The organism is Bradyrhizobium sp. USDA 4516, assembly GCF_054055915.1.
The window spans coordinates 997219-1018224 of sequence record NZ_JBSRXT010000001.1 but is presented as its reverse complement, the minus strand read 5'-3'; the positions used below and the strand labels follow the sequence as shown (position 1 = coordinate 1018224).

Annotated in this window: 28 protein-coding genes, 1 tRNA gene and 1 pseudogene; 13 read left to right on the top strand and 17 right to left on the bottom strand. The window is 64.2% G+C overall.

Annotation, left to right across the window (positions count from 1 at the left end; translation table 11 throughout):
* Window positions 1–225: 225 nt before the first annotated feature.
* From ettA to ACVI1L_RS04815, 3 genes are all read left to right on the top strand, one after another.
* On the top strand, window positions 226–1875 hold the full coding sequence (gene ettA, locus ACVI1L_RS04825; protein WP_057019129.1) for an energy-dependent translational throttle protein EttA: 1650 nt from the start codon (window positions 226–228) through the stop codon (window positions 1873–1875).
* 165 nt (window positions 1876–2040) lie between these two features.
* A complete protein-coding gene (locus ACVI1L_RS04820) occupies window positions 2041–2622 on the top strand; it encodes a TIGR00645 family protein (protein WP_057019130.1) in 582 nt (193 codons plus the stop codon).
* A 99-nt stretch (window positions 2623–2721) separates the two neighbouring features.
* Window positions 2722–3966: a lytic murein transglycosylase gene (locus ACVI1L_RS04815; protein WP_371852160.1), complete on the top strand. Its 1245-nt coding sequence runs from the start codon at window positions 2722–2724 to the stop codon at window positions 3964–3966.
* Between the two features lie 95 nt (window positions 3967–4061).
* On the opposite strand, the gene ACVI1L_RS04810 is transcribed toward ACVI1L_RS04815, so the two are convergent.
* Both ACVI1L_RS04810 and ACVI1L_RS04805 read right to left on the bottom strand, forming a co-directional pair.
* Complete coding sequence (locus ACVI1L_RS04810) at window positions 4062–4346, bottom strand: hypothetical protein (RefSeq protein WP_016843728.1); 285 nt, start codon at window positions 4344–4346, stop codon at window positions 4062–4064.
* Window positions 4347–4581: 235 nt separating this feature from the next.
* Window positions 4582–4887 (bottom strand): hypothetical protein, encoded by a 306-nt coding sequence (locus ACVI1L_RS04805; protein WP_016843729.1) that lies wholly within the window; start codon window positions 4885–4887, stop codon window positions 4582–4584.
* 390 nt (window positions 4888–5277) lie between these two features.
* Between ACVI1L_RS04805 and ACVI1L_RS04800 the strand changes: the two genes are divergently transcribed.
* Together ACVI1L_RS04800 and bfr are read left to right on the top strand one after the other, a co-directional pair.
* A complete protein-coding gene (locus ACVI1L_RS04800; RefSeq protein WP_016843730.1) occupies window positions 5278–5550 on the top strand; it encodes a (2Fe-2S)-binding protein in 273 nt (90 codons plus the stop codon).
* A 189-nt stretch (window positions 5551–5739) separates the two neighbouring features.
* Window positions 5740–6228, top strand: coding sequence for a bacterioferritin (gene bfr / locus ACVI1L_RS04795; RefSeq protein ID WP_076830360.1), 489 nt, complete (start codon window positions 5740–5742; stop codon window positions 6226–6228).
* 90 nt (window positions 6229–6318) lie between these two features.
* On the opposite strand, the gene ACVI1L_RS04790 is transcribed toward bfr, so the two are convergent.
* From ACVI1L_RS04790 to ACVI1L_RS04770, 5 genes are all read right to left on the bottom strand, one after another.
* Window positions 6319–6729: a hypothetical protein gene (locus ACVI1L_RS04790; RefSeq protein ID WP_076830363.1), complete on the bottom strand. Its 411-nt coding sequence runs from the start codon at window positions 6727–6729 to the stop codon at window positions 6319–6321.
* 187 nt (window positions 6730–6916) lie between these two features.
* Window positions 6917–7270 carry a hypothetical protein gene (locus ACVI1L_RS04785; RefSeq protein ID WP_229193198.1) on the bottom strand — a complete coding sequence of 118 codons (354 nt, stop codon included), beginning with the start codon at window positions 7268–7270 and terminating at the stop codon, window positions 6917–6919.
* A 153-nt stretch (window positions 7271–7423) separates the two neighbouring features.
* Window positions 7424–7771, bottom strand: coding sequence for an MmcQ/YjbR family DNA-binding protein (locus ACVI1L_RS04780; RefSeq protein WP_456782420.1), 348 nt, complete (start codon window positions 7769–7771; stop codon window positions 7424–7426).
* Between the two features lie 17 nt (window positions 7772–7788).
* On the bottom strand, window positions 7789–8847 hold the full coding sequence (locus tag ACVI1L_RS04775; protein ID WP_456782419.1) for an alpha/beta fold hydrolase: 1059 nt from the start codon (window positions 8845–8847) through the stop codon (window positions 7789–7791).
* 111 nt (window positions 8848–8958) lie between these two features.
* Complete coding sequence (locus ACVI1L_RS04770; protein ID WP_456782418.1) at window positions 8959–9360, bottom strand: nuclear transport factor 2 family protein; 402 nt, start codon at window positions 9358–9360, stop codon at window positions 8959–8961.
* A 140-nt stretch (window positions 9361–9500) separates the two neighbouring features.
* On the opposite strand from ACVI1L_RS04770, the gene ACVI1L_RS04765 reads away from it, so the two are divergent.
* Window positions 9501–10190, top strand: coding sequence for an ArsR/SmtB family transcription factor (locus tag ACVI1L_RS04765; protein ID WP_456782417.1), 690 nt, complete (start codon window positions 9501–9503; stop codon window positions 10188–10190).
* A gap of 15 nt (window positions 10191–10205) precedes the next feature.
* Here ACVI1L_RS04765 and ACVI1L_RS04760 read toward each other — a convergent pair whose 3' ends face one another.
* Window positions 10206–10451: a DUF2188 domain-containing protein gene (locus ACVI1L_RS04760; protein WP_016840968.1), complete on the bottom strand. Its 246-nt coding sequence runs from the start codon at window positions 10449–10451 to the stop codon at window positions 10206–10208.
* 119 nt (window positions 10452–10570) lie between these two features.
* On the opposite strand from ACVI1L_RS04760, the gene ACVI1L_RS04755 reads away from it, so the two are divergent.
* Both ACVI1L_RS04755 and ACVI1L_RS04750 read left to right on the top strand, forming a co-directional pair.
* Window positions 10571–10837: a DUF2277 domain-containing protein gene (locus ACVI1L_RS04755; RefSeq protein ID WP_057019313.1), complete on the top strand. Its 267-nt coding sequence runs from the start codon at window positions 10571–10573 to the stop codon at window positions 10835–10837.
* A gap of 85 nt (window positions 10838–10922) precedes the next feature.
* Window positions 10923–11147, top strand: a complete 225-nt coding sequence (locus ACVI1L_RS04750) for a hypothetical protein (protein WP_028334831.1) — start codon at window positions 10923–10925, stop codon at window positions 11145–11147.
* Window positions 11148–11202: 55 nt separating this feature from the next.
* On the opposite strand, the gene ACVI1L_RS04745 is transcribed toward ACVI1L_RS04750, so the two are convergent.
* The gene (locus ACVI1L_RS04745) at window positions 11203–11730 is read right to left on the bottom strand and encodes a collagen-like domain-containing protein (protein WP_057019139.1); all 528 of its coding nucleotides are present in this window, start codon (window positions 11728–11730) and stop codon (window positions 11203–11205) included.
* 130 nt (window positions 11731–11860) lie between these two features.
* Here ACVI1L_RS04745 and ACVI1L_RS04740 point away from each other — a divergent pair, with 130 nt between their 5' ends.
* On the top strand, window positions 11861–12856 hold the full coding sequence (locus ACVI1L_RS04740; RefSeq protein ID WP_456782416.1) for a hypothetical protein: 996 nt from the start codon (window positions 11861–11863) through the stop codon (window positions 12854–12856).
* Window positions 12857–12969: 113 nt separating this feature from the next.
* On the opposite strand, the gene ACVI1L_RS04735 is transcribed toward ACVI1L_RS04740, so the two are convergent.
* Together ACVI1L_RS04735 and ACVI1L_RS04730 are read right to left on the bottom strand one after the other, a co-directional pair.
* Window positions 12970–13230 (bottom strand): helix-turn-helix domain-containing protein, encoded by a 261-nt coding sequence (locus tag ACVI1L_RS04735; RefSeq protein WP_456782415.1) that lies wholly within the window; start codon window positions 13228–13230, stop codon window positions 12970–12972.
* Between the two features lie 169 nt (window positions 13231–13399).
* On the bottom strand, window positions 13400–14167 hold the full coding sequence (locus tag ACVI1L_RS04730) for an SDR family NAD(P)-dependent oxidoreductase (RefSeq protein WP_057019141.1): 768 nt from the start codon (window positions 14165–14167) through the stop codon (window positions 13400–13402).
* A 127-nt stretch (window positions 14168–14294) separates the two neighbouring features.
* Between ACVI1L_RS04730 and ACVI1L_RS04725 the strand changes: the two genes are divergently transcribed.
* Window positions 14295–14768, top strand: coding sequence for a hypothetical protein (locus tag ACVI1L_RS04725; RefSeq protein WP_456782414.1), 474 nt, complete (start codon window positions 14295–14297; stop codon window positions 14766–14768).
* 88 nt (window positions 14769–14856) lie between these two features.
* Here ACVI1L_RS04725 and ACVI1L_RS04720 read toward each other — a convergent pair whose 3' ends face one another.
* Complete coding sequence (locus ACVI1L_RS04720; RefSeq protein ID WP_225160034.1) at window positions 14857–15111, bottom strand: hypothetical protein; 255 nt, start codon at window positions 15109–15111, stop codon at window positions 14857–14859.
* A gap of 272 nt (window positions 15112–15383) precedes the next feature.
* Here ACVI1L_RS04720 and ACVI1L_RS04715 point away from each other — a divergent pair, with 272 nt between their 5' ends.
* Window positions 15384–15824 carry a hypothetical protein gene (locus ACVI1L_RS04715; RefSeq protein WP_092087297.1) on the top strand — a complete coding sequence of 147 codons (441 nt, stop codon included), beginning with the start codon at window positions 15384–15386 and terminating at the stop codon, window positions 15822–15824.
* Window positions 15825–16021: 197 nt separating this feature from the next.
* Here the strand turns inward: ACVI1L_RS04715 and ACVI1L_RS04710 are convergent, their stop codons facing one another.
* The 4 genes from ACVI1L_RS04710 to ACVI1L_RS04695 all read right to left on the bottom strand — a co-directional run bounded on the left by ACVI1L_RS04710 (window position 16022) and on the right by ACVI1L_RS04695 (window position 19635).
* Window positions 16022–16603 (bottom strand): NUDIX hydrolase, encoded by a 582-nt coding sequence (locus ACVI1L_RS04710; protein WP_057019145.1) that lies wholly within the window; start codon window positions 16601–16603, stop codon window positions 16022–16024.
* Between the two features lie 19 nt (window positions 16604–16622).
* Window positions 16623–17072 carry a GNAT family acetyltransferase gene (locus tag ACVI1L_RS04705; RefSeq protein WP_035632483.1) on the bottom strand — a complete coding sequence of 150 codons (450 nt, stop codon included), beginning with the start codon at window positions 17070–17072 and terminating at the stop codon, window positions 16623–16625.
* Between the two features lie 14 nt (window positions 17073–17086).
* The gene (locus ACVI1L_RS04700; protein ID WP_456782413.1) at window positions 17087–18514 is read right to left on the bottom strand and encodes an FAD-binding oxidoreductase; all 1428 of its coding nucleotides are present in this window, start codon (window positions 18512–18514) and stop codon (window positions 17087–17089) included.
* A 134-nt stretch (window positions 18515–18648) separates the two neighbouring features.
* Complete coding sequence (locus tag ACVI1L_RS04695) at window positions 18649–19635, bottom strand: L-threonylcarbamoyladenylate synthase (RefSeq protein WP_456782412.1); 987 nt, start codon at window positions 19633–19635, stop codon at window positions 18649–18651.
* 78 nt (window positions 19636–19713) lie between these two features.
* Between ACVI1L_RS04695 and ACVI1L_RS04690 the strand changes: the two genes are divergently transcribed.
* Window positions 19714–19790 (top strand) — tRNA-Pro (locus ACVI1L_RS04690).
* A 132-nt stretch (window positions 19791–19922) separates the two neighbouring features.
* Here the strand turns inward: ACVI1L_RS04690 and ACVI1L_RS04685 are convergent.
* A pseudogene (locus ACVI1L_RS04685) lies at window positions 19923–20339 on the bottom strand (site-specific integrase); the annotation flags it as partial.
* Between the two features lie 72 nt (window positions 20340–20411).
* Between ACVI1L_RS04685 and ACVI1L_RS04680 the strand changes: the two are divergent.
* The gene (locus tag ACVI1L_RS04680) at window positions 20412–20834 is read left to right on the top strand and encodes a hypothetical protein (protein ID WP_456782411.1); all 423 of its coding nucleotides are present in this window, start codon (window positions 20412–20414) and stop codon (window positions 20832–20834) included.
* The last annotated feature ends 172 nt before the right edge of the window (window positions 20835–21006 follow it).

The window sequence follows — 21006 nt, the reverse complement described above, 5'->3', positions numbered from 1 at the left end:
TTTTTCGACGTTGAGAACGAGTTTTGGCCTGATTTATTAAAAGATGGTTTCAATTGTCGTGATTCGGCGCACACATGACGTCGAGCCCGTAATCATCCGTGGTGAAGCCGCGAAACGTGGTGAACGGACGGAAAACAGAGGTCCCGCGGTTGCGCTTTCGGGGGCCGGCCGTTACATCGGCGGCAGCAAAATTTCCACAAATCGGATCAATTCCAGGGACAGCGGATGGCTCGCCAGTTCATCTATTTCATGCAGGGTCTGACCAAGGCGTACCCGACCCGCAAGGTGCTCGATAACATCCATCTGAGCTTCTACCCGGACGCCAAGATCGGCGTGCTCGGCGTCAACGGCTCGGGCAAGTCGACGCTGCTCAAGATCATGGCCGGCCTCGACAAGGAGTATAACGGCGAGGCCTGGGTCGCCGAGGGCGCCCGCGTCGGCTATCTCGAGCAGGAGCCGCACCTCGATCCGGCACTCAACGTTCGTGAGAACGTCATGCAGGGCGTCGCCAAGCAGAAGGCGATCCTCGACCGCTACAACGAGCTTGCGGTCAACTATTCGGACGAGACCGCCGACGAGATGACCAAGCTGCAGGACGAGATCGAGGCCCAGGGCCTGTGGGATCTCGACAGCAAGGTCGACCAGGCGATGGACGCGCTGCGCTGCCCGCCCGACGATGCCGATGTCACAAAACTGTCCGGCGGTGAACGCCGCCGCGTGGCGCTGTGCCGCCTGCTGCTCGACCAGCCGGAATTGCTGCTGCTGGACGAGCCGACCAACCATCTCGACGCCGAATCGGTGTCGTGGCTGGAAGGCCATCTGCGCAACTATCCCGGCGCGATCCTGATCGTGACCCACGACCGCTACTTCCTCGACAACGTCACGGGCTGGATCCTCGAACTCGACCGCGGCCGCGGCATCCCGTACGAGGGCAATTACTCGTCCTGGCTGGTGCAGAAGCAGAAGCGACTCGAGCAGGAAGGCCGCGAGGACGCCGCGCACCAGAAGACGCTGGCCCGCGAGCAGGAATGGGTGGCGTCCTCGCCGAAGGCGCGCCAGGCCAAGTCGAAGGCGCGCTACCAGCGCTATGAGGATCTGCTCAAGAAGGCGAGCGAGAAGCAGACCCAGACCGCGCAGATCATCATTCCGGTCGCCGAGCGGCTCGGCGCCAACGTCGTCGACTTCGAAGGTCTCAGCAAGGGATTTGGCGATCGCCTGCTGATCGACGATCTCACCTTCAAGCTGCCGCCCGGCGGCATCGTCGGCGTGATCGGTGCCAACGGCGCCGGCAAGACCACGCTGTTCAAGATGATCACCGAGCAGGAGACGCCGGACAAGGGCACCATCACGGTCGGCGAGACCGTGCATCTCGGCTATGTCGACCAGTCGCGCGACGCGCTCGAGGGCAACAAGACGGTGTGGGAGGAGATCTCCGGGGGCAACGAGCTGATCCTGCTCGGAAAGAAGGAAGTCAATTCGCGCGGCTACTGCTCGGCGTTCAACTTCAAGGGCGCTGACCAGCAGAAGAAGGTCGGCGCGTTGTCAGGCGGTGAGCGCAATCGCGTGCATCTCGCCAAGATGCTGAAGTCGGGCGCCAACGTGCTGCTGCTCGACGAACCGACCAACGACCTCGACGTCGACACGCTGCGCGCGCTGGAAGAGGCGCTCGAGGATTTCGCCGGTTGCGCCGTCATCATCAGCCATGACCGCTGGTTCCTCGACCGCATCGCGACCCACATCCTGGCCTTCGAGGGCGACAGCCATGTCGAATGGTTCGAGGGCAACTTCCAGGATTACGAAAAGGACAAAATGCGCCGGCTCGGCCAGGACAGCATCATTCCGCATCGCGTGAAGTACAAGAAGCTGACGCGCTGACCAGTATGAACGGTCGAACGCGGCATCTCGCCGCGCTCGACCGTTCTTCGTTGGCAGGATCGTGACGGCATCGCGGCGCAATGTGCGGCCAGTTGTCGCTTTTCAAGCGCGCGGGATTGCGTAGATAGAGCGCTCCGCAATTTTCAATCCTGCGAGCACTCCACCATGTCCGCACTTTCTGAGGCGCGCGCCCCCGCGAAGGGCCGGTCGCTGCGTCCCGTTCCCATGCTGATCTTCGGATCGCGCTGGCTGCAATTGCCACTCTATGTCGGCCTGATCATCGCCCAGGGCGTCTATGTCGTGCTGTTCCTCAAGGAACTATGGCACCTGTTCGCCCATGCCTTCGATTTCAGCGAGCAGCAGATCATGCTGGCCGTTCTCGGCCTGATCGACGTCGTCATGATCTCGAACCTGTTGGTGATGGTGATCGTTGGCGGCTACGAGACCTTCGTCTCGCGCCTCAATCTGCAGGGCCATCCGGACGAGCCGGAATGGCTGAGCCACGTCAATGCCAGCGTGCTGAAGATCAAGCTGGCGATGGCCATCATCGGCATCTCCTCGATCCATTTGCTGCGCACCTTCATCGAGGCCGGCGCGCTGTCGTCAGGCAAGGGCAACTACACCGAGACCGGCGTGATGTGGCAGACCATCATCCACTGCGTCTTCATCCTGTCGGCCATCGGCATCGCCATCGTCGACAAGCTGTCGAACGACTCGATCGAGGGCGCCAAGCAGGCCGCGCATTGAGCGCGGCCGCCAAGGTTCACAGCAATCCGGTGTCGTGGTAAGGCTCACGACACTGATATCGCGGGCGTTGGCCTGATGCCGCGCCCATTGGACCGCTGCGTGAACAGGTTGTTGGATTTGACATTCCTCCGCGCGCTTGCCCTCGGGCTCCTGCTCGCATCCGTCGTCTCACCCGCGCGCGCCGCCGATGCTGCGTTCACCCAGTTCATCGCCTCGCTGTGGCCGGAGGCCAAGGCCGCCGGCGTGTCGCGCGAGACCTTCGATCGCGAGACGCGCTCGCTCGAGCCCGACTACAAGCTGCCCGACCTGATCCTGCCCGGACGTCCAAAGACCGGCGCACCGGCGCAGGCCGAGTTCGTGCAGGTGCCGGCCGATTACATCAGGGAAGCCTCGATCGCGCGGCTCGCCGCTGAGGGGCAGCGGCTGTTGCAGAAGTATCGCTCCTCGCTTGATGCGATCGAGAAGCGGTTCGGCGTCCCGGCCACCGTCGTGCTGGCGATCTGGGGCCGCGAGACCGATTACGGGCGCTATTCGCTGCCCTACGACACGCTGCGCGTGGTGGCGACGCAGGCCTATGTCGGCCGTCGCAAGGATCAGTACCGCACCGAGTTCATCCTGGCGCTGAAGATCCTCGGCGAGGGCGCGGTGACGCGCAAGGAGATGCGCTCATCGTGGGCGGGAGCGACCGGCTACACCCAGTTTCTGCCGTCGGAATATTACAAGCACGGCGTCGATCTCGACGGCGACGGCCGCGTCGACATCTGGCATTCGGTGCCGGACGCGCTCGCCTCCGCCGCGCAGCAGCTGGTCAACAAGGGTTGGCAGCCCGGCGTGCGCTGGGCCTATGAGGTGCAGGCGCCGGCCAATGCCGACTGCACGATGGGCGTGCCTGAAGTGACGAAGCCGATCAGCCAGTGGCTGCGCGCCGGCTTCGTGCCGGTGCGCGGGCAGAAGCTCAGCGCCGCCGAGCAGGCGCAATCGGCGTCGCTGCTGCAGCCGGAAGGCAGCTACGGTCCGGCCTTCCTGACCACGCCGAACTACTTCGTGATCAAGGAATACAATTTCTCCGATCTCTACGTGCTGTTCGTCGGCCACCTCGCCGACCGCATGACGAGCCCGCAGCCATTCGCGACGCCATGGTCGGCGTCGAAGCAGCTGCGCTCCGCCGATGTCGAGGCGATGCAGCAGCAGCTGACGAAGATCGGTCTCTACAAGGACAAGCTCGACGGCAAGGCCGGGATGCAGACCCGCGCGGCGCTCGGCGCCTATCAGAAGCAGGCCGGGCTGAAGGTTGATTGCTGGCCGAGCGAGGCGGTGCTGCGCGCGATGAACGGGCAGCGCTGATCGGGTTGGCTCGCAAGGCCGCCTGTTGGCGTAAAAGCAAAAACCCGGCCGCGAGGCCGGGTTTTCGAATGTGATGCTGAAAACGTGTCGGTCGATCAGTCGCAAACCTGGATGCGACGGAAGCGCCAGCCGTAGCCGTCCCAGAAGCGCTCACGAACCATGCGGCACGGGGCCTCTTCGACGTAAACCGGCGCCGGTGCGACATAGACCGGCGCGGGGCGAGCGCCTGCGATCGCGCCGCCCAGCAGGGCGCCGCCGATCAGGCCGCCGGCAACTCCGGCTGCGACGGCGCCGCCGTCACCAGCCTTGGCAGCCGGAGCAACGGCCAGCGAACCGGCAATCGTGGTAACGGCGACAAGGGCAGCTAAAGTCTTCTTCATGTCTTTGGCTCTCCTGGAAGGTGGTGGCGTCGTGGTTCGGCGCCGGGTTGAGGTGACTCGCACGCTGATCTCGAACTGCTGTCTTGCTAAACAGCGCAGAACAGTCAACCGAAAGTAAACGTCCGCAGGCTGATCGCGCAGAAAAGCGGTTTTTTCTGGCCATCTGCAGCAGATGTCCCGGAGAAACAGTCGGTTTCCGGGACATTTGGTTCGATTTAATCGAGATGAACGGCGATCAATCGCAAACGCGGACGCTACGGACGCGCCAAGTGTAGCCGTCCCAGAAGCGCTGGCGCTGCCAGAAGCAGTCGGGGCCGTAACCGGGTTCGGCGACATAGGCCGGGCCAGGCGCGTAGTAGCCATAGCCGGGACCGTAATAGCGGTTCTGCGAAGCGATCGCGCCCCCGACGATGGCGCCACCGATCAATCCCGCAGCGACGCCGGCGGCGACACCACGTTGTGCCTGGGCGGGGGCGGGCACCGCCACAGTCGAAGCCGCCACAGCGGCAACGGCGCAAAGCGCCAGCAATGTCTTCTTCATGGCCTCACCTTTCTCGCGGCAGCGGGACAGCGTGCGTTGGCGATCTGTCTCACTGGAGGGTTCCATATTCAGCTTGAACGATCAATGAACGACGCCGCCGCATTCGCTACCAAATGCTTGCAGCTTTTGGCGTATCTTGCAACGCACAAGCCCGATAGCGCCGCGGCGAGGCGTGCGCTGGTGGGGGCCGGCAGCGAAGGAAGCGGTTTTTGGCCCGTCAGCCACTCGGCGGGTGTCGGATTCCTGACCTCCGACCGATTTAGACTCATTCCAATATGAATCCCGCATCAGTTTGGAATTGCTACAAAAACCGCTTTTTCCTTTTGCATCACGCGGGAGCCGGCAATATCCATATTGCCAAGCATCACCGTTGGACCCCGCCTTTCTCCGATGATTGTCTGTTCCTGTAACGTCCTTAGCGACCACGATGTCCGCAATGCCGTCAATGGCGGTGGGTCCGTGACTCGAAATGCCAAGCAGGTGTACGGCTGCCTCGGCTGCAGTGCCGAATGCGGCCGCTGCGCGCGCACCATCAAGGCGATCATCGACGAGGCGCTCGGTCCCTGCGCCAAGGCCTGCTGCTCCGGCTGCCCCCACAGCGGCCACCCGCACGCCGCCAACGAGGACGCCGAGCCGGCCGAATTCGCGCTCGCGGCCTGCTAACGCTTCTCGTTTCGACGCGCTTCCTGACGGCGAACCGGCTTCCGTTTCGCTGGAAGACGCTGCGCTAATCCTTCGAATCCGGTTATCCACGCGCTGCTTCTGCGAAGAGTTGCTCTTGCCGATAATCTGATTTAGAAGCGTTCTAAGTTTAGCGCCGGCCAAGGTTGGCCGCGACAGGTGGAGTGGATCATGCAAGGCGACCCGAAGGTCATCGATTATCTGAACAAGGGGCTGCGCAGCGAACTGACCGCCATCAATCAGTACTGGCTGCACTACCGGATGCTCAACAATTGGGGCCTCCTGGAGATGGCCAAGGTCTGGCGCAAGGAGTCCATCGAGGAGATGGAGCACGCCGACAAATTCGTCGATCGCATCCTGTTCCTCGACGGCTTCCCGAACCTGCAGGTGCTCGATCCCCTGAAGATCGGCCAGGACGTCAAGGAGATCATCGAATGTGACCTCGCCGCCGAGATCGGCGCGCGCACGCTCTACCAGGAGGCGGCGACCTACTGCCATGGCGTCAAGGACTATGTCAGCCGCGACCTGTTCGAGCAGCTGATGAAGGACGAGGAAGAGCACATCGACTTCCTCGAGACCCAGCTCGACCTGATCAAGCGCATCGGCCTTGAGCTCTACACCCAGAAGCACGTCGGTCATCTGAAGGGCGAGGATTCCTGACCGGCTGTCAGCCGCGCGCCGAGCGTCTGCCAAAATACGAGAGGCCGGCCTTGCGGGCGGCCTCTTTTGTTTTTGTAAACGAGCTATTCGTCAGTAGCACCGCGTGATGTTGATGGTGCGGTCGCCGCCGCGGCCGGGCACTGTGACGCTCTCGGTGGGGCAGCTCGACACATAGGGCCGATCCGACGGCACCACGGCCGGCGGATAGCGGTGCGCCCAATCCCACGGCACGTCCTGCGTGTAGGTGTAGCGGACGTCGCTCGAGACCGGCGCCGGGACCTCGGCGGCGAAAGGAACGCTCGCCGCGCCATCATAATATCCGCCCGCGTCCGGCAACACGATGCCGGGCACCCGCACATGATGGCGGAAAGCTGGATGATGCGAGGAGAACGTGCCGCGCGCTGCGGATCCGGATCTCGCATAGGTCTCGGTCGGGGAAGCAAGCAGCAGCGCTGCAATGCCAAGGGACGCCATCAGCGCCCCAGTTGTTCGATACGCCATTCTTCGAAGAGCCATGGCACGCACCAACTCGCGGTTACGGAGCATTTCTGCAGACGCTAGGCCGCGCCTCATGGCGCCCGCAAACTCATCCTTAATTATTGGTTAAAAAGTAAGGTTAATAGGGAGTAACTGTTTCAAATTGACGCGACCTCGCGCGCAGGCTTCCCGCGCAGGCGGCGGGCGCCGCTCAGACCGCATCCGCCGGAACGAAGCAGCTGATGATGATGCTGCCGCGGTGGTGCACGTACCACACCACGGCCTCGCCGACCGGGTTGCCGCGATCGCGGATCACGGCGCGCTCCGGCACCATCATCCACTCGCCCTCGATCGGCACCCAATAGGCGCCGCCCCGAACGTCGTAGCTGGTGCGATGGCCGTCGGAGATGTCGCAGCACGGCACGCCATTCGGCGCGATCACGCTCTTGAACCAGGCGCGGATATCGGGCGGCACGTTGTCGTATTGGCCGTTGTCGAACGCCAGTGCAGCGCCCACCATCATGGCGAGCCACGCAAGCACCGCGACATGCGTGAGCCTTCGCATTACCTTCCTCCGGCGAAAACTTCTACGTGACCCGCGCATAGCGTCACGCGAATCCGGGGTTTGCGCGATTAGGCACGAACCGCGCGCGGGATGCATGCTCAAAGAATCAGCGAATCCGCGTGTCTTGCTTGATGCAGTGCGGGATGGTTGCGCTCAGGTTGGTTGCTTCGTGCGCGCCTTCTTCGCGGCTTTCACCGCGATATTGTCACGCGCCATTTCGAGCACGCTGCGCAGCGTGATCTGATCCGCTTTCGCGAGGCGGACATTGGTGCTGCCGCTCTTGCCCCAGCCGCCCGGCACCGGCCGGAAGATCTCGGGCTCGGCCTCGATCACCATCGCCTGCTGCTCAGGTGTCAGCTTCACCATGCCCCAATCCTGGTCGGGATAGCCGAGGGTTGCGAAGATGCGCTTGCCGACGCGGAAATCGGTTGTGCCGTGATGCGCGCCTTCAACGACCTCGGGCAGGCTCAGCGCAATGCGGCGGAAGCGATCAGTGGACATTGCCCGGGCCTCGATCGCTACATCGTCGGCGCCGTCTGCAACAGTTCCTGCAATTGCCTGGCATAGAACTTCGCATCGCCGGTGGTGAGATGGCCGCGTGTCTCGCTGCTTGCCAGGATCAGATCAACCCTGCCGTTCTTGATCCGCTTCACTGCAGCTTCAGTGACGCCGGTCTCCGGCGGGTTGCGTTCATCGTCGGCGGCATTGATGGCACACAGGGTGGCCTCGATCTTCTCTAGTCCGGCGGAGGGATCGTAGTCGTGCGAGGCCTCCCATTGATAGATGTAGTCGTTGGCATCTGATGTGACCGGCAGCGCCAGCTGGTCGTCGACCAGCTTGTCGGCCTGCGCCGCGGTCGGCGCCAGCGTCTGGTAGCCGAGCGTGCCGCCGGCACTGGCGAAGCGATAGGCGGCGACGGCGTATTTCATCATCCGCGGCTGGCTGGTGTAGTTGCCGCCATTGTAGTCGGGATCGTTGCGGATCGTTTCCAGCATCGTCCGCCGCAGCATCCAGTTGCGTGCCCCCATCGCTGTCGGCTGCGAGGCCATCGGCACCAGCACGTCCATCATCCGCGGATAGCGCACGCCCCAGATCCAGGTGTGCATGCCGCCCATCGAGTTGCCGATTACGAGCCGCAGGTGCTTGATGCCGAGCCCTTCGGTGACGAGCCGATACTGCGCGTCCACCATGTCGTTGTAGTCGTATTTCGGAAAGCTCGTGCGCATCGCGTCCGACGGCTTCGACGATTTGCCGTGGCCGATGCCGTCGGGCATGATGATGTAGTATTTCGCCGCATCGAGCGGCTGGCCGGGGCCGAACAGCTGGCCGGCAAAGGTCGGCGTCAGCATGCTGGCCGCCGAGCCGCCGGAGCCGTGCAGCACCAGCACCGGCTGTCCGGTGGGCGCGCCGACCGTGGTGTAGTGCAGCCGCAGTTCCGGCATCACCTCGCCGCTGTGAAACTTGAAGTCCTTTGCGATCCACTCGCCATCCTGCGGCGTGGGATAGTCTGCAGCCATGGCCGGTACCGACATCGAGACAACAACAGCGGCCACAAAGGCCGCGCACCAACGGATCATTATGCTTCTTCCCACGCGCTGCGCATTTGTCCAGCCGCTTGCGTGCAAGCCTAGCATGACGGAAGGCGTCGTCCGATAGCGGCGCCGCGCCCCTGACGCAGAAGTGTCCGGTTAACTCGCCTTCAGCACGTTCAGCGCATACCATCCCCAATAGACGCGGTGACGCTGGATCAGGCCGTCATCGATCTCCATGACCTCGACCAGATCCATCTGATCGCCGTCCGGAGACTGCCGCGGATACTCCCAGGTGAGAAGGCGGCCGTCGCTGAAGAAACCCTGCTTGAAGCGCCGCCGTTGCGGCGGGTTGGTACGGAACACGCGCGTGATGAACTCGCGGAGCGCGTCGCGGCCGCGGACGATCCCGTCGTTGGTCTGCATCAAATGCTGGACCAGCTGGCTCTCGATCGAGGCGTCGGCTGCGTAGAGCGCGAGCGCCGCCTCGAGGTCCTTGTTGCCGAGCGCTTCATCCCAGAGCCTGTAGATGCGTTCCGCGTCGTTGCTGCCGGCTGTCATGATCGTTTCCCTTGTGTTTGGTCGACTGCCGCCCATTTGAACGGAAGAGGCCGCCGCGACGTTTCAGGAAAACCTGAAATGAGCTGCGCGGCACGGCGCATGCGGGTAGGACGTTTCGGCGCGATCCGGAGGACGATGCGGTGGGATCATCCGAGGCCTTGCAGACAGGATTTTCGCGGATCGCCGAGGCACTGGGCGATCCGGTCCGCGAGGCGATGGTCAGTGCGCTGGCCGACGGCAAGGCGCTGCCGGCGGGCGAGCTTGCTGCGGCTGCCGGCATTTCGCCGCAGGGCGCCAGCGCGCATTTGCAGAAGCTCGTCGACGCCCGCGTGCTGTCGGTGTGGGCACAGGGCAGGTTCAGATATTACCGGATCAGGGACGACGACGTCGCGGCGCTGATCGAGAACCTCGTCGATCTTGCGGCCAAGGCCACCGTCGGGCGGCGGCGTGCGATGCCGGCCGAGCAGCTCAGGCAATCGCGCACCTGCTACCACCACCTTGCGGGTCAGCTCGGCGTGCTGTTGTCGAATGCGCTGATCCGCCGCCGCCTGGTCGTGATCGACGGCCGCGATGGTCGGGTGACCGAGCAGGGGTTGGCCTGGTGCCGGGCCGAGGCAATCGATTTCGATCCGGCGCGGCAGCCGCATCTGCGGCTCTGCAACGACTGGACCGAGCGCGTGCCGCATCTCGCCGGTCCGTTTGCCAATGCCGTGCTGGCGCGGCTGATCGAGATGCGCGGCGTTGCGCCGCATCGGATTCCGCGCGCATTGCGGATCACCGACCGGGGGCGGGCGTTCTTCGACCGGCTTGGCGTCCAGGTTCCGTTCTGAAGGCGACGAGGTGATCTAGCGGCCGTCCTCGACCTCGGTCTCCGGGCGGTCGTTGCCGGATGCGGTTTCGGTCAACCATTTGCCGTCCGACGTCTCGTACTGGATCGCCTCGGTGCGGCCGGGGACGCGCTGCTCGTTGGCGGCGCGTCGGGCAGCGGCGAGTGCCGCGGCGTGGGTAGGAAATGGTTCCGAGAACACCCCGTTGACGGTATAGGCCCAGCCGCCGTCGTGCTGGACGACCTTGTAGATCACGTGGCTCATCCGGAACCTCGCTCCACCGTGGACGATGACACTGCCAGAATAGACCACGATGTCGTATTTTGCAGCAGCCGATCGTCCTTGAGAGAGCCGCCCCGTTGCCGCGGGCGAGGGAGACCGACATGTGCCGTAATATCAAGACGCTGTTCAACTTCGAGCCGCCCGCCACCGAGGACGAGATTCACGCCTCGGCGCTGCAGTTCGTGCGCAAACTGTCCGGCTTCAACAAGCCGTCGCAGTCCAATGAGGCCGCCTTCAACCTCGCCGTGACCGAGGTCTCGAATGCCGCGCGCAGGCTCCTGATCTCGTTGCAGACCACGGCACCGGCGCGCGATCGCGAGGTGGAGGCGGAGAAGGCGAGGGAGCGTTCGCGCCTGCGGTTTGGCTGAGGGCGGGGCGTACCGTGACGCAGGTCACGGTGCGGCGCCGCGCGTCCGGGCATCGGTGTCGTTCACCCGATCCCGGAGCGACGCCATGAAGCCTGCCCTGCTCACGTCCTGTTCGATTGCGTTCGCCGTGCTCTGGACCTGCGGCATGCTGTGGTCGAGCGGGACGATCGACCTTGCCAACGTCATCATCCTGTCGGCCTGCGGGGCGCTCGCGGGCGTTGCCTGGTATTACGCCATGCGCTGGGTCTTCCAGCTCATGCACCTCGCTCGCCCCTCCGATCCTCCGGCCAATCCGGGCGCGGAGCAGTAGGCATCGGGGCGACACGGACAGAGCTGGCCGTGTCGCCGCGCGAGGACAGGAAGGATTACTTCTTGTCCTTCTTGCGGTGCTTCTTCTTTTTCTTGTGATCGTCGTCCTCGTCGTCATCTTCCGCAAAGTCGATGGCGTCGACGTCAAGCGCGATCGCCTCCGCTGCCGCGCGCTCGGCGGCATCGCGCTCGGCGAACTCGGCGGCTTCACGCTCCTTGGTGCGCTTGTAGTCTTCCCAGGCGTCGAAGATCATGTGCAGCCACGGCATCACCTGTTCGATCGACGGCAATTGTCCGGGCGGGCCGGCTTCACCGCGCGGGCCGGCCGGTCCCTGCGGTCCCTGTGGGCCAGCTTCGCCGCGCGGACCCTGCACGCCCGCCTTGCCTTGCGCTCCCGGCTTGCCCTGGGGCCCCGCCTTCCCGACCAGTCCGGGCTTGCCCTGCGGACCCGGCTTGCCGCGCGCACCTTCCGGCCCCGGCCGCCCCGGATGTCCTTGCGGACCGGGCCGACCCGGCTCGCCCTGACGGCCCTGCGGCCCCTGCGCCCCTCGTGACCCCTGGCGGGAGATTGTCTCGTCAGCCACTGATATGCTCCGTCGCGATTTCAAGCCGCTTGTAACAGAGGTTGGATGACGGCTTCAATTCTGCCGGGCGCGGCTGATGCAAGCGATCAACAATCATAATTCGATGCGAAGATCGTGACGGGAGGACGCGTTGCGGATTCTGAACGACAGGCGCGGGGCAGTTGCAGGCGACGCAACAGGGACGCTGACGTTCGACATCGTGGTGACGCGGCACGATCTGCGCGACGAAGCGGCGTTTCGCAACACTGGCGTCCTCGATCTGTATGCCGAGCTGTTTCCTCCGAACGAGCGCGACGCCCCCGACGACATTGTGCGTTGGGTGTTGTCAGATGATGTCGGCGAGCGACGAGAGTTCAGCGTCGGTGATCAGCAGCTGTCATATTGCCTCGACTCGCGCTGCTTCATCCTGCGCGCGGAAGGGCGCGCGATCGGCCTCGGCTTCTTCACCTACGATCACGCAAGCGAGCTGATCTACTGCAACTATGTCGGCGTCGCGAAGGCGTGGCGCGGCGGCGGCCTGGCGGGCCGGTTCTATCGCGAGATGATCGAGATGCTCGACGCCTTGTTTCCGCGCAATATCGGCGTGGTGCTCGAGGTCGAGCCGTATGATCGCGATCGCCTGGCGGCGATCATCGGCGATCTCGAACTGACGGGCATGAGGCGGCTCGCAGCGGATCAACAGACCGAGATTCGCAGATTGCTGCGCGTCAACTGGTACGACAAGCTTGGCTATTGCTTCTTCTGCGACGCGCGCGGCATGCAGCCGCTTGAGTGTCGCTCGCCATGCCTCGATCCATCGCTATTGCCATCCGCTTGGGGCGGCGCGGAGGAAAATTATTGGTTGGCCTGGCAGTCGCGGACCGGCGCGTCCTCGGCGGAGGGCGAGCGCGCGGGTGAGCTCTGGCAAAGAGCCGTCGCTGCGATCTATGTCGAGATCCTCGCAAAATCGCTGGTCGACGACGATCCGAAGGGGCGGCGCGACTATTGGGACTATGCGACGGCGCTGGTCGCGCAGACGCTGCAACAGGCCGCGACGACCGAGGTGCGTCTCGCTCGCTGCCTTGATGCCGGCGGCAGCGAGCTGTTGTCGCGCTGGCGGCGGCTTTCGATCGACCTGCCGATCTAGCGTCGACGTGCCGCTCATGCGTGATGCGATCCGGTTGAATCGTCATCACGCTTAGCTCGTTGTCCAAGCACGATCTTCCCGGAAAGCCGCTTCGCGCGTTTCCGGATCTTGCTCTAGGCTGTGGCGTGCTCGCTCAGCGGCACGTCGATGCCGTCGGCCGAATATTCGCGGATCTTGTTCCGCAATGTCCGAACCGACAGCCCGAGCACGCGCGCGGCGCGGGTGCGGTTGCCGTCGCAGCGCGCAAGCGTTTGCAGCACGAGCTCGCGCTCGACTTCATCGACGGTCGCGCCGATCAGCAGTGGGACGATTTCATTTGGAGCCAGCGACGGCAGCAGAGCTTCCGGCGACGGTACGGTGGACGCGTAAGACATGAACTCCTCCCGATCAACGCCCGCTTCGTCGGTGAAGCGAAGACATCGAGAACCAACTACCCCGTAGATCAACGGTGTGCCGGTTTGGTTAACAAGCCCTTAACGCGCCCCTAACTCCCTGCTCTGTAAGCAAAATACCCAGAAATCGCCACGATTGCGGTTCCATCCGTCACAATGTGCGGTAGCCGCCATCGACCATCACGATCGATCCCGAGACATAGGCCGACAGGTCCGAGGCGAGGAAGATGGCGGGGCCGACGATGTCCTCCGGCTTGCCGGCGCGGCCGAGCGGGGTGTGGTCCATGAAGACCTTGACGAGGTCGGGATTGGTGGCGCGCACCTTCTCGTTCAACGGCGTCTCGATGAAGCCCGGCCCGATTGCATTGACGCGCACACCATCCTTGCCGAGTTCGGCGGCCAGCGCCTTGGTGAAGCCGAGCACGCCGTGCTTGGAGGCGGTATAGGCCGGCGAACTCGGCGTGCGCAGATGCACGAAGGACTGGATCGAGCCGATGTTGACGATGCGTCCCTTGTTCTTGCGCAGTGGCGCGAGGAACGAATGCGTCACGTTGAACACGCCGGTGAGATTGATCGAGATGATGTCTTCCCAATCCTTGATCACGGCCTCGTCGGTGCCGAGCATGCCGTTGCGGCGCGCGATGCCGGCATTGTTGACCAGGATCGAGACCGGCCCGGCCTTGTCGGCCACTTGCTTTGCCATCGCGACGCAGGCGTCGCGATTGGTCACGTCGAGCGCAAAGCTCTCCGCCTTGCCGCCGGCATTGCGGATCTCCCTGGCCGCTTCCGCCGCCGCATCGCCGTTCATGTCGAGCAGCACCACGCGCGCGCCCTCGCGGCCGTAGCCCAGTGCGATGGCGCGCCCGATGCCCGAGCCCGCACCGGTGATGACGGCGATGTGATTGTCGAGAAGGGCCATGGCGTTTCCTCGTTCTGATTTGTGAGCGTTGTCGACAACACTATTCAAAACTGCGCCAACCGAAACGCCAAGCCGCGTTTGCGCGTTGCTGTTATCCGGATTCGGATGACAGTTACGGACCGCGGACATGGACCCGCATATCAGACACTGGAAAGTTGCGATCGAGCGCTTTTGCGCGGCGCCGGATCCCGACTACCGCGAGATGGCCAAAATGGTCGCGGAGATCGCCGCGACCGACATCGACGAGACGCTGCGGCATGCGGCCGCACAGGTGCTGCCGAGCCTGCGCCAGGCGGCGATGAAATCGGCCGACCGCCGCACCAAAGCGATGGCGCTGCGCCGTCTCGGCATCGTCAACGACGCACTGCACATGCTGTCGGCACCGCGGTTTGGCCAGCGCGGCCTGGCGCCGAAGGCGCTGACGCAGGAGGAGCAGTACCGGCAATTGCTCGGCCTGCCGTTGGGCCGCCGCCTCGCTGCGACCGAAGTCCAGCAGGCTTTCAAACGCGCGGCCAAGACGGTGCATCCCGACGGCGGCGGCAACGGCGCGGCATTCCTCGAACTCGCCGCCGCGCGCGACGCCCTGATCAAGCATCACTGACGCTGGATCGCGTCATATCTGACAGCACAAGGACGGACGCCGCGCTGTTGCCGCGTGTCCGCCCTGTGCGTGATCGAATGGCGTTCGCTCAGAACGCGCAGGTGCCGTTGTTCAGGAGGCCGGTCTTGTAGCTGAACGCAGCGTCGAAGGTCGGCAGCTCCTCGCTGACGATGGAGAAGTTCGCCGGCCACGGCGTGGTCGGGATGCTCTGGTCCCAGATCTGGCAGAAGCCGGTGTCCTGCCAGCGGATCAGATGATAGGGCGTGGCGCTTGCCGGGCTTGCCGCAGCAAGCACGGACACGGTGGCGGCAATGGCGGCACAGGCAATCGCAAGACGACGCATGGGAAATCTCCGGTTTGAAAATGAATGCTCCGCGGGGCAATCCTGGAGCTCAGGGGCCGATCGCCCCGGACATGCAGTGAGTATTGCAACCCCGGGAACAGGTTCAACACCGGTCGTGCGAAAGCACCCGTCAACAAATCGGCCATCGCTGTGCCAAATTGCGCCTGTTTACGCGCTTGCTACAGTCGGAGCATCGCGATTCGCAGCCGTGTCACGACGCGAGCAAATCGACGAGAGCAAATCGACGTGAGTAAATCCTGGGGAGACCACACATGAAACCTTCATCCACCCTGCGTGCCGCGCTTGTCGCGCTGCTGGCGTTCACCGGCCTTGCGTTCTCTTCCGCGGCCCGCGCCGACAGCGGCTTCGTGACGCTCACGATCTACAAGGCCGGATGGATCATCGGTGGCTCCGGCGGCAGCGGCGTGTTGACCTTCCGCGGCCGCTCCTACCGGCTCTCCACCGGCGGCCTCGACTACGGGCTGGTGTTCGGCGGCTCCAAGACCGTGCTACGCGGCCGGGTCAGCAACATCAACCGTCCGTCCGACGTTGCCGGCGTCTACGGTGCGGCCGGCGCGGGGCTTGCCGTCGGACGCGGCGCGCGTGCGATCGTGCTGACCAATCAGAAGGGCGCGGTGTTGGAGTTGACCGGCCACCAGGTCGGCCTGATGGCCAACGCCGATCTGAGCGGGCTTGCGATCACAATGCGGTAGAGCATTTCGTTCGGTTTATCCCCGTCATCCTGAGGAGCGCGTCTTCGCGCGTCTCGAAGGATGCACGGCCCGGCTGGTGGCCGATTCATCCTTCGAGGCTCGCCGAAGTGGCTCGCACCTCCAGCGACAATGGCATAGCCATTGCGCGGGGATGACGGGGACAGCTAGTCTAAAGCGTTGAGTGCGCGAAGCCGCGTTCACCTGAACAGATGCAGCGCGGCGTATTGCAGCAGCATGATGGTCTTGGCGTCGACGATGCGGCCGTCGCTGATCATGGCGAGCGCGTCGTCGATCGCAAGCTCGAGCACCTCGATGTCCTCGCCCTCGTCGGCGAGCCCGCCGCCGTCACCGATGCGCATCGCGGCGTCGTATTCGGCGACGAAGCAATGCAGCTTCTCGGTCACGGCGCCCGGAGACGTGAAAGCCTCGAACACCTTGCGCACATGCGCGAGCCGGTAGCCGATCTCTTCCTCCGCTTCGGCGCGGATGCGTGCTTCCGGCTCGGCATCGTCGAGCATGCCGGCGGCAACCTCGATCAGCAGATCGTCATAACCGTTGGCGAAAGCGGGGAAGCGGAACTGGCGCACCAGCACGACGCAGCGGGTCGTCAGATTGTAGGGCAACAGCGCCGCGCCGTTGCCGCGATCGTAGACCTCGCGCACCTGGGTCTGCCATTCGCCGTTGGCGCGCCGGTAGTCGAACGTCGCGCTCTTCAGCTCGTAGCGGCGCTTCGAAAGCAGCTCGACGTGCTTGACGCGAACGCGGTCGGCGATGCTCATGCGTCGGTCCTCAGCCCTCTCACGGCGTCGCTTCGCGCCCGTCGAGCCATTTGGCCAGCATCACCGAGGTCGACTCGTCATAGCCGAGCGATTGGTAGAACGCGCCGGCCTTGGCGTTCTCCCGCCGCACCAGCAGTTGCAGCTTCGGCACGCCGGCGGCGCGCAGCCAGTCCTCGGCCGCCGCCATGATGGTGCGGCCAAGCCCCTTGCCCTGGCGGTTGGGATCGACCGCGACGTAATAGACCCAGCCGCGATGACCGTCGTGGCCGACCATCGCGGTCGCCACGATCGCATTGGCGTCGCGGCCTACCAGCACGGCTGAATTCGGTCCGCGCCGCGCCAGCGCGATGTCGGCAGCAGGATCGTTCCATGGCCGCGTCAGGCCGCAGGCCTGCCACAGCGCGACGACATCGGCGATGTCGTTATCGGTGATCTCTGCAATGGCGAGGGAGGCAGAGGAGGAGGGCATCGTCGCCTGCGCGGTCACAGCACCTTGCCCGGGTTCATGATGCCGAGCGGATCGAGCATCGCCTTGACCTGCCGCATCAGCTCGATCGCGACCTTGTCCTTGACGTCAGGCAATTCGTCGCGCTTGAGCACGCCGATGCCGTGCTCGGCCGAGATCGAGCCGCCCATCCGCAGCACGATCTCGAACACGACGGCATTCACGTCGTGCCAGCGCGCGAGGAAGTCGGCCGCATTGGCGCCGACCGGTTGGCTGACATTGTAGTGGATGTTGCCGTCGCCGAGATGGCCGAACGGCACCGGCCGCGAACCGGGGATCAGCTTCACCACCGCCGCATTGGCCTCTTCGATGAAGGCGGGCACGGCGGCGACCGGCACCGAGATGTCGTGCTTGATCGAGCCGCCTTCCGGCTTCTGCGCCGCCGACATCTCGTCGCGCAGTTTCCAGAACGCCTGGCGCTGGCTCAGATTGGCGGCGATGACAGCGTCATCGACGATGCCGTCCTCCATGCCCTGGGCCAGGATCGCCTCCAGCGTGTCGCGTGCATCGTCGCGCGACGACGACAATTCCATCAGCACGTACCAAGGGTGCTTGCTCTCAAGCGGATCGCGGATATCGATGCCGTGGCGGATCGAGAAGTCGACCGCGACGTCGGCGAGCAGCTCGAAGCTCGTCAACGCACCGGCCGCTTGATCGCGCGAGATCGACAGCAGCTTGAGTGCGGCCGCCGGTGAAGCCAAGCCGACATAGGCGGTCTCGACCGCACGCGGCCGCGGAAACAGCTTGAGCGTGGCCGCGGTAATGATGCCGAGCGTGCCTTCGGCGCCGATGAAGAGGTTGCGCAAATCGTAGCCGGTGTTGTCCTTTTTCAGCTTCGACAGCGCGTTCAGCACACGGCCGTCAGCCAGCACGACTTCGACCCCGAGCGCCATTTCGCGCGCCACGCCATAGGCAAGGGCTCCGGTGCCGCCGGCATTGGTCGAGAGGTTGCCGCCGATCGTGCAGCTGCCTTCTGCGCCGAGCGACAGCGGAAACAGCCGGTCGACCTCGGCTGCCTTTTGCTGCGCGATCTGCAGCACCACGCCGGCCTCGCAGGTCATGGTGTTGGATTCGACATCGATATCGCGGATCTTGTCGAGACGCCGCAGCGAGACCACGACCTCGCCATTGTGCGGCGTCTGGCCGCCGACCAGGCCGGTATTGCCGCCCTGCGGCACCAGCGCGATCCTCTGCTCGGTCGCAAGCTTGCAGATCGCAGCGACCTCGGCGGTCGAACCCGGGCGCAGCACCAGCGGCGAGCGGCCGTGGAACAGGTCGCGTTCCTCGGTGACGTAAGGCTTGATGTCGGCAGCATCGGTCACCGCATATTTCGCGCCGACGATGGCGCGGAATTTTTCAAGCAATTCGGGCGGAAGCGGCGGCACCGCTGATTGGACGATGTTCATTTTTTCTTGGTCTTTCACTCAGTCGGGGATCTTTGCCTAAGCATGCCCTTCGCGCAAACGCTTCGCGTTTGTCGCGAGGGAAAACCGGTTCCCGCTTGGCGACAACGCGGCCGTTCCGGTCCGGGTCATGCTTGTTACCGCCCAACGGCTGCGCGGCGCAGCCGGTCATTGATGGCTTCGCCCAATCCCTCCTCGGGAATCGGCGTCACCGCGATCGCATCCGCGTTTCTCTTGTCGAGAGTGCGAAGGTAGCCGAACAGATTGGCGGCGGCCTCGGCAAGATCGCCGCGCTCGGACAGGTTCATCTCCACCGAGGCGCATTCGCGCCGCGCGACCTTCGCCGGCCCGAACGACAGCAAGGCTTCGCCGACATGGACGTCGCTGGCATTGAGCCGGACCGGTGTCCGCGGCGCGTAGTGCGAGGCGAGCATGCCGGGGGCAACCGGCTGGGCGTCGCTTTCCGCGTCTTGCAGCGGCGACTGCAAGGGCTGGCCGAGCACGCGCTCGATCTCTGCGCGCGTCAGCCCGCCCGGTCGCAGCAGCACCGGATCGGAGAAGCAGCCGACGATGGTGGATTCGACGCCGACCTCGACCGGCCCGCCGTCGACGATCAGGTCGATGCGGCCCGCCAGATCGCCGTTCACATGCTCGGCGGTGGTCGGCGAGACATGGCCGGAGAGATTGGCCGACGGCGCTACCACGGCACCGCCGAAAGCCTTGATGATGTCGCGCGCCACCTTGTGGGCCGGGATGCGTATGGCGACCGTGTCGAGCCCGGCGGTCGCGAGTTCCGCAACTGGGCAGGACAGCGCCTTCGGCAGCACCAGGGTCAGGGGACCCGGCCAGAACGCGTCCGCCAATCGCAGGGCCTGCCCATTGAACAGGGCAATCCGGCGGGCGGCGCCCAGATCGGCGACATGGGCAATCAGGGGATTGAAGGCCGGCCGGCCCTTGGCCTCGTAAAGCCGGGCGATCGCTGAGGCGTTGCCAGCATCTGCGCCGAGGCCATAAACCGTCTCGGTCGGAAACGCCACCAGGCCGCCCTCGGCCAGGACCCCGGCGGCGGTCGCCGTGGCGGCGGCGCCGGCGGACAAAACGTGCGTTTTCAGACCTGTATCCACTGTGACTAGATTCCTCAATTGGGTGCCTTGTGGTCCCTTGCGGTCCCCGAAACCCGACGCTATAAGCCGGCCCTCAGTCGGAGTGTGGCTCAGCCCGGTAGAGCACTGCGTTCGGGACGCAGGGGTCGCAGGTTCGAATCCTGCCACTCCGACCAGATTTCCTTAGGTTTTTTGTTCTCATCGGTGACCGTTCCCGAGTCAACCACCGATTTGACCACCGAAACATACCGCGCTTTTTGGCCAATGGCTGCTGCCGCCCCGTGCAAATGATCGGGATGGTGATGGCCATAGGTATCCTGCAAGACCTCCGACGACATGCCGAGGAACCCGGCTGCCTCCCAGATCGGCACGCCGCGCTGCATCAGCCAGGTCGCCGCCGTGTGGCGCAACGTGTGCGGAGTGACTTTCCCGGGCAGCTTGGCCAGATCCACGGCAGATTTGAAGCCTTTCTTGACGGAAGCGACCGGCTTGCCGTTGAACTCGACGAAGCAGGTGCTGATCAGCTTCCGGTCTTTCCAACGACGCATATGAGCAAGCAGCCGGGGTGGAAGGGGAGCTGGCGTCTGACGCTTCTTGGTGGCTCGCTTCCCGATCGGCCTGCGATAGAAGATACCACGCTCCAGATCAACGTACGAGTGCCCAAGCTCGGGGTATGGCGATGCCGCTGCGATCGCGCCGGCCCTGGTGCCAGTGTAGAGGCCGATCAGGATAAATCTGGCAACGTGTCGCAGTGGCCGGCGGTCCGTCCATACCGGATCGCCCTTTGAGCTGCCGGCGTGGACCGTCTGCTTTTCGCGGTAGCGCCAACATTGCCAAATCAGGGCTGCCGCCTCCGTGCGCGTCAGCCACCGGTCGCGCGCCTCGCCTTTCGGCGGGAGGGATACGCGAACCGTACCCCGGTGAAAGCCCTCTTTTGCATGATGGTTGATCGCAGCACGAAAGGTCTCGAGGTCACGCCGCGCGCCGCCCTTGCTGCCGCGATGTTTGACGTAAGCCGCGCAGGTTTGCGCGTTGACCGCCGACAGCTTCTTGCCGCCCCAAAAATCGTTGAGCCGGTCGATCCTCGCTTCAATTTCAAACTGGTCGCCTGGCTCGCCAATGTCCGTCAAATAAATCGACAGCACGTCCGCACAATCGATATCGTCGATATCCCGTCGCGTGCGCTCGGGCTGATACTTCTTCGCAATATAGTTCGCTAGCGCTTGCTCTGCTTCCTGAGGTGGCTTTGTTCCAGACGTGCCCGCAAGGCATCCTGTGGCGATATGGCGGTCACCGTCCTTGATGATCCAGACCGCTCGGGCGACAACTTTTCCGTTGCGGTACCGTGCTCTTCGCTTGTAGAGCCGGGCTCCTTTACCTGGACGCGGCATA

What these genes read in the sequence shown, in the direction of transcription:
- ettA (WP_057019129.1), top strand. Translation starts at nt 226, where the DNA reads ATGGCTCGCCAGTTCATCTATTTCATGCAGGGTCTGACCAAGGCGTAC.
- ACVI1L_RS04820 (WP_057019130.1), top strand. Translation starts at nt 2,041, where the DNA reads ATGTCCGCACTTTCTGAGGCGCGCGCCCCCGCGAAGGGCCGGTCGCTG.
- ACVI1L_RS04810 (WP_016843728.1), bottom strand. Translation starts at nt 4,346, where the DNA reads ATGAAGAAGACTTTAGCTGCCCTTGTCGCCGTTACCACGATTGCCGGT.
- ACVI1L_RS04805 (WP_016843729.1), bottom strand. Translation starts at nt 4,887, where the DNA reads ATGAAGAAGACATTGCTGGCGCTTTGCGCCGTTGCCGCTGTGGCGGCT.
- ACVI1L_RS04800 (WP_016843730.1), top strand. Translation starts at nt 5,278, where the DNA reads ATGATTGTCTGTTCCTGTAACGTCCTTAGCGACCACGATGTCCGCAAT.
- bfr (WP_076830360.1), top strand. Translation starts at nt 5,740, where the DNA reads ATGCAAGGCGACCCGAAGGTCATCGATTATCTGAACAAGGGGCTGCGC.
- ACVI1L_RS04790 (WP_076830363.1), bottom strand. Translation starts at nt 6,729, where the DNA reads ATGGCGTATCGAACAACTGGGGCGCTGATGGCGTCCCTTGGCATTGCA.
- ACVI1L_RS04785 (WP_229193198.1), bottom strand. Translation starts at nt 7,270, where the DNA reads ATGCGAAGGCTCACGCATGTCGCGGTGCTTGCGTGGCTCGCCATGATG.
- ACVI1L_RS04780 (WP_456782420.1), bottom strand. Translation starts at nt 7,771, where the DNA reads ATGTCCACTGATCGCTTCCGCCGCATTGCGCTGAGCCTGCCCGAGGTC.
- ACVI1L_RS04775 (WP_456782419.1), bottom strand. Translation starts at nt 8,847, where the DNA reads ATGATCCGTTGGTGCGCGGCCTTTGTGGCCGCTGTTGTTGTCTCGATG.
- ACVI1L_RS04770 (WP_456782418.1), bottom strand. Translation starts at nt 9,360, where the DNA reads ATGACAGCCGGCAGCAACGACGCGGAACGCATCTACAGGCTCTGGGAT.
- ACVI1L_RS04760 (WP_016840968.1), bottom strand. Translation starts at nt 10,451, where the DNA reads ATGAGCCACGTGATCTACAAGGTCGTCCAGCACGACGGCGGCTGGGCC.
- ACVI1L_RS04755 (WP_057019313.1), top strand. Translation starts at nt 10,571, where the DNA reads ATGTGCCGTAATATCAAGACGCTGTTCAACTTCGAGCCGCCCGCCACC.
- ACVI1L_RS04750 (WP_028334831.1), top strand. Translation starts at nt 10,923, where the DNA reads ATGAAGCCTGCCCTGCTCACGTCCTGTTCGATTGCGTTCGCCGTGCTC.
- ACVI1L_RS04735 (WP_456782415.1), bottom strand. Translation starts at nt 13,230, where the DNA reads ATGTCTTACGCGTCCACCGTACCGTCGCCGGAAGCTCTGCTGCCGTCG.
- ACVI1L_RS04730 (WP_057019141.1), bottom strand. Translation starts at nt 14,167, where the DNA reads ATGGCCCTTCTCGACAATCACATCGCCGTCATCACCGGTGCGGGCTCG.
- ACVI1L_RS04725 (WP_456782414.1), top strand. Translation starts at nt 14,295, where the DNA reads ATGGACCCGCATATCAGACACTGGAAAGTTGCGATCGAGCGCTTTTGC.
- ACVI1L_RS04720 (WP_225160034.1), bottom strand. Translation starts at nt 15,111, where the DNA reads ATGCGTCGTCTTGCGATTGCCTGTGCCGCCATTGCCGCCACCGTGTCC.
- ACVI1L_RS04715 (WP_092087297.1), top strand. Translation starts at nt 15,384, where the DNA reads ATGAAACCTTCATCCACCCTGCGTGCCGCGCTTGTCGCGCTGCTGGCG.
- ACVI1L_RS04710 (WP_057019145.1), bottom strand. Translation starts at nt 16,603, where the DNA reads ATGAGCATCGCCGACCGCGTTCGCGTCAAGCACGTCGAGCTGCTTTCG.
- ACVI1L_RS04705 (WP_035632483.1), bottom strand. Translation starts at nt 17,072, where the DNA reads ATGCCCTCCTCCTCTGCCTCCCTCGCCATTGCAGAGATCACCGATAAC.
- ACVI1L_RS04700 (WP_456782413.1), bottom strand. Translation starts at nt 18,514, where the DNA reads ATGAACATCGTCCAATCAGCGGTGCCGCCGCTTCCGCCCGAATTGCTT.